Source organism: Candidatus Poribacteria bacterium (assembly GCA_026702755.1).
In the GTDB taxonomy this organism is placed as follows: domain Bacteria; phylum Poribacteria; class WGA-4E; order WGA-4E; family WGA-3G; genus WGA-3G.
Window position 1 is genome coordinate 40,083 of the sequence record JAPPBX010000079.1, and the last position, 7,932, is coordinate 48,014.

7 protein-coding genes are annotated in these 7,932 nt (G+C 48.8%); 2 read left to right on the forward strand and 5 right to left on the reverse strand.

Annotated features, from left to right (window positions below; translation table 11 throughout):
• Positions 1-60 precede the first annotated feature (60 nt).
• From OXH39_14180 to OXH39_14200, 5 genes are all read right to left on the reverse strand, one after another.
• Positions 61-933 (reverse strand): carbonic anhydrase family protein, encoded by an 873-nt coding sequence (locus tag OXH39_14180; protein MCY3551606.1) that lies wholly within the window; start codon positions 931-933, stop codon positions 61-63.
• Complete coding sequence (locus tag OXH39_14185; protein MCY3551607.1) at positions 926-1,228, reverse strand: hypothetical protein; 303 nt, start codon at positions 1,226-1,228, stop codon at positions 926-928. The genes OXH39_14180 and OXH39_14185 overlap by 8 nt, the downstream gene beginning before the upstream one ends.
• A gap of 139 nt (positions 1,229-1,367) precedes the next feature.
• Complete coding sequence (locus OXH39_14190) at positions 1,368-2,198, reverse strand: phytanoyl-CoA dioxygenase family protein (GenBank protein MCY3551608.1); 831 nt, start codon at positions 2,196-2,198, stop codon at positions 1,368-1,370.
• 37 nt (positions 2,199-2,235) lie between these two features.
• Positions 2,236-3,501 (reverse strand): right-handed parallel beta-helix repeat-containing protein, encoded by a 1,266-nt coding sequence (locus OXH39_14195; protein MCY3551609.1) that lies wholly within the window; start codon positions 3,499-3,501, stop codon positions 2,236-2,238.
• Between the two features lie 100 nt (positions 3,502-3,601).
• Positions 3,602-4,885, reverse strand: a complete 1,284-nt coding sequence (locus OXH39_14200) for a DUF5069 domain-containing protein (protein ID MCY3551610.1) — start codon at positions 4,883-4,885, stop codon at positions 3,602-3,604.
• 188 nt (positions 4,886-5,073) lie between these two features.
• Between OXH39_14200 and OXH39_14205 the strand changes: the two genes are divergently transcribed.
• Together OXH39_14205 and OXH39_14210 are read left to right on the forward strand one after the other, a co-directional pair.
• Entirely contained in the window at positions 5,074-5,706 is a 633-nt protein-coding gene (locus OXH39_14205; protein ID MCY3551611.1) for a cupin domain-containing protein, read from the forward strand.
• Between the two features lie 395 nt (positions 5,707-6,101).
• On the forward strand, positions 6,102-7,932 hold a 1,831-nt coding region (locus OXH39_14210), incomplete at its 3' end, for a spondin domain-containing protein (protein MCY3551612.1).

A 7,932-nucleotide genomic window follows, 5' to 3' on the forward strand; every position in this document is an offset into this window, starting at 1 on the left:
CATCGCCGCGTTCAAGTGCCCCGTTTTCTCGGAGTATTTCTGTGAAGCGTTTGGGGGCAATTACTCGTCCCCAGTGGAATTCACGAGCAGTTTTCGTTCATTCAAGGGTTGTACCGGCCGGTTGTTATCATGAATAATCGCTTTAAACGCTGCGATTTGTGTTTCAGACATCTCGATCGGGGTTGTCAGCACAATCCATTTGACACCTTCTGAACAAGGCGGGGTTGTCAACGAACCGTCGTAACGATAGTAGTTCCAAAAACGCGAGGGGGCTTCGTCGGTTATCTGATCATTTGGTGAGAACATAAAACGAGGATCAACTATCAAGCTGCCGTCTTCAGTAACATTCTTAATATGTTGTGTTTCACCTGGGACTGCGGGTAAATGGGACCAGATTGGGTCAAATGCGAACTTGTGACGACCGCTCTCAATTAGCAATCCAACGACTGCCAACGCGCCATCCTCACTTTTATGAACGAAGTGCGCCTCTATATCAAAGGGTTGACCGACCACCGTATGTTCGCTCGGTGCATGGAAATGGAATTGGAGCAGCTGATACCGCGTGCCATCAACCTCAATCCAGTTCCCTTCTGGACACGAAACTTCAATTGTATGACCAGTGTTTCGGACATTCATACTTGTTGGGCGGTAGTCGTACGGAATAGGCGGAAGTTTGGTTGGCGTAGGGTTCACAAGATCAATTGGTGATTGGCATCTTCCCTCAGCGCAGAGGATGTATTCCGGACTGAGCTGCGCCCAAACGTCCGGTCCATTCTCCGCTTCGTAGCCCCAGGATACCGCCTCAGTATGCTGGACAACCTGCTTTGCTTTTTTCTGATAGTTCATAGGAATATGTGTACAAGAGATGAGACTGTGCGTGATAAAGGTGAGTGCAAATAGCAGCTCAAGATTGAGTGCGGTAAATTTATTCAACTTTGTTCCCGTCCAAAGGCGTTTCTGACAACAATTGGGGTGGAAAAACAAGTGTGTCAGTTACGGATAATTGTTGATACGTTTTCAACACCTCTTGCAATTGATTGTAGAATTGCTCGCATTCTTCTTTCGTGCCGAGTAGTTCTATGCTGGGTGAATTTGACAGATTAATATGCAACTCGTATGAACGATGTCTTCCTTTGATTATCTGAATCTGGTGTACATACTGAATATTCACCATCCCGCGATAGGAAGAATTATATTTCCCATCTTGGTTGATGATTTCAATAAACATGATGAATCTCCTTTAAATTTTCATAAAAAATAGGTAACCTCCACTTGTATATCCCGTAGCATGTGCGGAATTGTAGGCAGGTTTGATTGGGTTTATCAGATTTGTTGCTAAAATATCTGAATTCATTCGATAGGATATGTCAACCGTAAGCCATTTCGGGGTGTTTTCCAAGAACGCGCAGTAGACGTTCATCGGCACCCTCCAAGACGTAGTCGGGCATACGGTAGTTTAGATAGGGCCAAAACCGCTGCGCAACGAAGCGTTGTCCGTAAACTTGGTGGAATAGGTAGCGAACCCGATCCGTTTGGTTTGGTATGCCTCGGTGCCATGTCTGTCCGTTGAGCAGATACAGATCCCCCGCTTTCATGAGGAGTGAGACAGGTTCTGAGCCTTCAAAGGTTGGATGTTCTGGATCATCGGGTTGTCTCCCAGAGTAGTGGCTACCCGGAACGAATTGGGATGGTCCATATTTAATATCGTCCTGATCGGTCAGGGCAATTTGCACGGACATACGGAACACAGGCATCCGCAGTCTCGGATCATGCCGTTCCATCTCAGGTGTGATCGGAAACTCTACGCCGTCGTCAACATGAAATCGGTTGATACCTAAATCTTTTCGGTTGAGGATGCAACCTTGGGCGATACAGTGGCAGTGCTCCCCTAACACATTTTCGGCGATGCTAATAATCGGTTCACGCACGAGCAGGTCCCGGAACATGAGGTCGCACTCAAAAAGGCGATGCACGACAATAGGGGCTTTTCCGTCTTGCCGAGAACCTTTAACGTTGCGCATCTCCATAAAGTATGGTTCAGCGAAGATTTCATCAACGCGCGCAATAATACGTTCGCACTCTTCACGTGAGAGTACATTGCGGATAATCGTCGCACCATTTTGATAGAAATCCTTCAAAACAGCATTCGAGGTCTCTGAAGGTAAAGGTTCAGCGGGGAGTGGTTTTTCTGTTGCCATGGTAATGTATAGGTTCGGTTGAATGACCCCCTATATCCTATGCGTATTCGCGAACAATCAGCGGAAGTTTCTCACGTTCTTTACCCAACTCGGCGCGTACGCCGTTTGGATTCAACACTGTAAGTGTTCCTGTGATGTCGTGAAGTGGAAAATCGCTTTTCGGTTGGGTGAATTCGACAGCGGGACGGTCGCGGTTATCTTCAACGAAGCAGTTGATGAAATCGATACCGCCCATCGTCTGAACGATGTCCGGTTGTGGTAAGGATAACGAAATCGGAGACCATTCGCCGCCGAACTGTTGGTCGCTGGCAGCGTTAATCACATTGCAATTGGTGAAGGTTACGCGTGCGCCTTTCAAGGACTTTTCCTGAACCTTGATGCCATAACCGACAGTGCTCTCAACTGTGCAGTTATCAAATTCGATGCTGCCTCCCGGTCCGTTGTCTCCAATTTTCGTTACACGGATACCTGTTCCGTGCTGACTGCTCACGTGGCAATTTTCAAAGCGGAGTGTCACGTCCTCAGTTTCTCCGGTGGTATGTGCTAAAAACACTTCAATACCGTCACCGACATTATCAACAAACTGGCATCCGGAGAAAACTACATTTTTTATCAGTTGATCACTTTTGTCAGGTTCAATGTCCACACCCGAAGCCGGTGGGGTTCCCCATGTATTTGAAAACTCACAGTTCTCAACCTTAAGATTTTCAGCACTAATAACGCTGATACCCTGTCGGTAGTGATTGTCGCAGATAATGTCACGTAGTACCACATCTTCAGAGGCATGTCGGTCCTTACCGCCGTCAACGTAAATACCGTCCCCACCACTATCTTTGAGCGTCAAACCTGATACATTTACGTTTTTACTACCTCGGATTGATAGTGTCATTCGCCACTCCGCTTTCGGATACTGCCCATACCAGCGGTGCCAGCCGAATTGTTCAAGCACAAGCCCGTTAATATAGTCCTGTTTCCACATGCGGAAGGTCGCACCATACCCACGGATAGTAAGATTCTCGACATCTTGTGCCGTGAACATCGAATCGCCTCCGCCACGATATTCACCCCGTTTTGCTGAGACGATGGTTCCACGCTCAAAAATCAATTCTTGATTTCCAGCGAGCCGAATTGGTCGAATTATCCAATCGGTGTGCATGTTGGGAACAACCACCCGCTTCGCGCCGGAATCAATAGCGGCTTGCAGTACTTCTGTCGCATCTTCCGGATCGAATCCCCACCAGGCTGCATTAGCAACACTACTTTTCCCAGACTGGACATTGGCAATCGCTTCAAGGTTTTTCATTTCTCACTCCTCTTGGAGAGGCTATACGAAAATAAAGGAAGCTGCCCGCCTGTCACAACTTAGACGTGCCGGCAGCTTTGTCCTCCTTTTGTTGTTCCGTTTACAACGCGAAGGTCTTCTCATCGTCAAGAGCCATCAGCGCGAACCATGTATTAATGTCTGTACGCTCTGGCGCAATCTTGTTAATCATATTTGCCATTATCGCCTTATAGCGTTCATCTGTGGGACCCATTTGGGTCATCCGTTCGTTGTAGGCTTCGATATCTGCTTCGCTTTTTGAATAATCTGCTTTCAGCCATGTCTCGACTTCTGCATCGGTTGGCAATGTCTTTAGTGCTTCAGCGAATTCTGCAGCAGAGATGCCAAGGAAAGCGAGCGTTGCCCGATCAATCCCTGAATCCTCGCCATAAAAATAAGCACCTAATGTGTTGCTGTTAAATGCTCTTCCCTTGTCAATCAACCGTGCGAGTTGAACCATCCCGTAGACATCTGTGTTGTAGGGGCTGCGCGGTGCGCGACGTTGGAGGTCAACAATACCGAAACTCAGTTGATCGTCCACGTCCTGAAGTTCTACCCAGGTTGTAATATCTGTCCGGGTCGGATCTACTTCTTGGCATCGTGCTTCAAACCGTTCCCGCGTCGTTTCATTGGGCCCGTAGTTTACCAACGTCTGGTTGAACGTCTCAATCTCGTCCTGTGATTTACCGCAGTTTTCCAGTACCCACGCACCGATTTCAAGGTCGTTTGGATTGTTGACTGCTGCCTCTTGGAAATCTGCAGCTGAAATACCGAGAAACGTTAGGATGCGTACATCTTGTCCAGAATTGTCGCCGTATACGTATTCACCGATTTTCCCGGCGCGTTCGGCACGTCCTTTATCTGCCATGCGCGCAACACCACAGATACCAGCGATGTCTCTCGCACGTGCGCTGCGTGGTGGAGCGGCGGTTAAGTCGACCTGCCAGAAGCTTCCCCAATCGTCAAGTTCCATGGACTGAAGCACCGTCGTAATATCGGTTCTACCGGGCGCAAAGCGAGCGAGTCGATCCTTCAATCGTTGTTTGTGTGCCTCCGTGTCTGGTAGTTGGGTGAGTGCAGCATCATTAAACTCGGCAATTTCTGCGGCTGTTTTTCCGCTTGTTTCAAGGATCCAGTGTCCGAGTGCAGAATCATCATGTTCATCAACCACTTCTGCGAAAGCGTCGGCGGAAATTCCTAAAAACGTTAAGGCGCGCTGGTCCAAACCTGAGCTTTCACCGTAGATATAATCACCGATGGTTTCGGCGTTATGTGCGCGTGCCTTGTCTGTCATCCGTGCTACACCGACAATTCCAGCAATACCCAAGTTTGAAGGGCGACGTGGTGGTTGGCGTGTCAAATCCATAGTTTATGTCCTTCCAATTCAAAAAATAAAGTATCGTGCTTTTTACAAATAAAGTATCGTGCTTTTTACCGATATTTTATCATATTTAAAGAGAGTGTCAAGCGAAAAAGCACACCGATCCCTTAATTTGCCTTGACATTTTTCATGGAAAATGCTATATTCATCTCAAAAGTGCATGGAGGAACGCAATGGGATTTCCTGTTTACGATTACCGCACGGATATACGGAATGTGTTGGTAACACCGCAAATTCGCTCACGCTTTTTAAAGATGGAACCTGGGCAGAGTGCCCAACTTCATAGCCATGACTTGGGGCATGAAATTTTCCTGATTCTGGAAGGGCGCGTCGAATTTGAAATTGAGGGTGAAACTGAAGAGTTAGGACCGGGACAAATGTGCGTCGCTCTGGCGGATCAGCCCCATACGGTGCGCGTTCTTGGTGATGAACCGATGACGATGTATCTCTCTGTTACACCGCATATTCACCCGACGCATACACCGCGTACAGAGGATGGGGAACGGTTACCACACAATTTTTCGCCACCTCGCGCTTACGATGTTGATCCCGATGTGCAGGTATCGGTCGCGGAACTCGTTGCTCGGCAGATACACGCAGCACAATTGCTTGAAGAATTGACGCAAACATGCGCAGCAGTCCAACAAGAGATGGGCAATCAACTCAAGACTGCTCTCGCCGAAGGGGATGAGGATGCTGCTACCGCAGCGCGCAAAGCCATGTGGGAGTCGATTTATCCGGTTTACAAGGCTGTTTTTGAGTTAGCTGAGGTTTGGAATACGCTTGCGCCGCGCGCAAGTCAATAATCTGTTTTTAGCAGGACTTACGTAAACCTGTTAGCTGCGCTTTACAAGTACACCTAACGACGAAAGTTTTACGGGCGAGTCGCGTAACTCCAAATTAATTTGTTTTGTTTCAGGGTTTATGGTATACTTAAAAATTAACAAAGGATAGTTTCTCCTGCATTTGCAAAAAAAATTGTTAATTTAAACTGAATTTGATTTGACAACGTTTTAACATTAGGATAAACTTACTTTTAAGAACCTCGTTTAAACGAACCGCCTTTGCGCGTCTGACGGAAGCACACGGGTATCAAGGCGATCCTATATTTTGCGGTACGTCTGTTCTCAAACGAGAATCTACATCTGTACCGAAAGGTAGAGAAAACGTCACAATATCAATGAATTATAAGGAGTGTCTTATGAAAGACCAGCTTTTTAATAGGAAAGTCCTTTTTTCCTTATTAGCTGTTGTAATGTGTTTGGGATTTACAGCCATGAGTTACGGCGCAGCCGTTGTCTCTGTGGACCCCGCTGAAGTAGAATCTCCAGCGGCTGGGGAACAACTCATGGTGAATATTAATGTAACGGGTGGTGCAGGGGTCGTCGGTTACCAAGCAACCGTAAACTTCGATGCGACTGCGCTCGAATATGTTTCTGCTGCAAACGCCGATTACCTGCCTGCAGGCGCGTTTCCAGTTATAAGACCTGGTGATGGCAGTGTATTGGTTGGTGCTGGTGGAGCAACAGCAGCCGCAGCCGCCGATGGCACGCTCGCTACGGTAACGTTTAAAGTCATTGAAGCGAAAGCGTCCACTATTAGTTTAACAGGTGTTGTTCTCTCTGATGCCGCTGCCGCTGAATTAGAAGTCACAACTATGGATGGCATGGTAACTGCTCCCGCTGCAGATGCCGCAGCCGCTGATGATACCGAAGCGGATGATACTGAGGCTGATGCCGCAGCCGCTGATGATACCGAAGCGGATGATACTGAGGCTGATGACGCAGCCGCTGATGATACCGAGGCTGAGGCTGATGATGCTGAGGCTGATGACGCAGCCGCTGATGATGCTGAGGCTGATGACGCAGCCGCTGATGACGCAGTTGCCGATGACGCAGCTGAAGATGCGCCTGCTGAAGAACCAGCCCCTGAACCTGTCAGCCAGATGTTCGAGATTACACTCACGAACCTCACTGAGGGTGAACACGGTGTCAGTGGACAAACGTTCTCACCTGCGATCTTTGTAGCACATGCCGCCGGTGTTAAACTCGCTGAAGTCGGTCAACCCGCGAATGAAGCGATCGTTGCAATGGCTGAGGGTGGAGATATTTCAGGACTCGTCGCACTTGCACAAGCTGCTGGCGCGAACGTCGCGATCGCTATGAATGCGGATGGATCGCGCAGATATACGATGCCGGGGCAATCTACGACTGTTACCGTAACTGCTGATAAAACGAATTCTTCGCTCTCTGTCGGCTCAATGTTGGTCTCAACGAACGATGCGTTCATCGCCGCTATTGACGTACCCCTCTTTGATGAAGCCGGTATGCCTGTGTCTACGACGATCGACTTAATGGCTTATGACGCTGGTAGTGAAGATAACACGGAGATGGCTTCTGATATTCCGGGACCGCTCGGTTTAGACGCTGAGATTGATCCGCCAGGCAGTAACGCACGCGTTCCGACCGAAGGTGGTGTGATTGCGCCACACGAAGGGATTCAAGGTGTTGGTGATGTGGGTGAAGCGTTTGCTTGGGAAGAACCGACAGCGATGTTGACGATTGCCCCTGTTGAAGCACCGCCGGAACCAGAACCAGAACCAGAACCGATAGTTCCTGGTTTCGATGTCACACTTGGACCCGGCTTGAACATGATTTCCATTCCATTGATGCCAGCAGAACCATATACAGCGAAATCTTTAGCAGAGATGCTCGGTGCGACAGTTGTCATCCGCTTGGATGCTGCGACGCAGAATTTCGTTGGTTACACGGTTGCTGACGAAGGTTATGGCTTCGGTATTGATGGTGGTCAAGGTTATATCGTAAATACGCCAGCCGGAGCGATGGTGAAGTTCACGGGTGATGCGTGGGACAACCAACCTGAACCGCCGCCACCGCCAGAAGAACCTGCTCCTGAGGAAAAAGCACCGGCCGATGACGTAGCCGCTGAAGATGCACCTGATGACGATGCCGCAGCTGATGACGCAGCCGCAGACGATGCCGCTGCCGACGCAGGCGAAGCTGATGACGCAG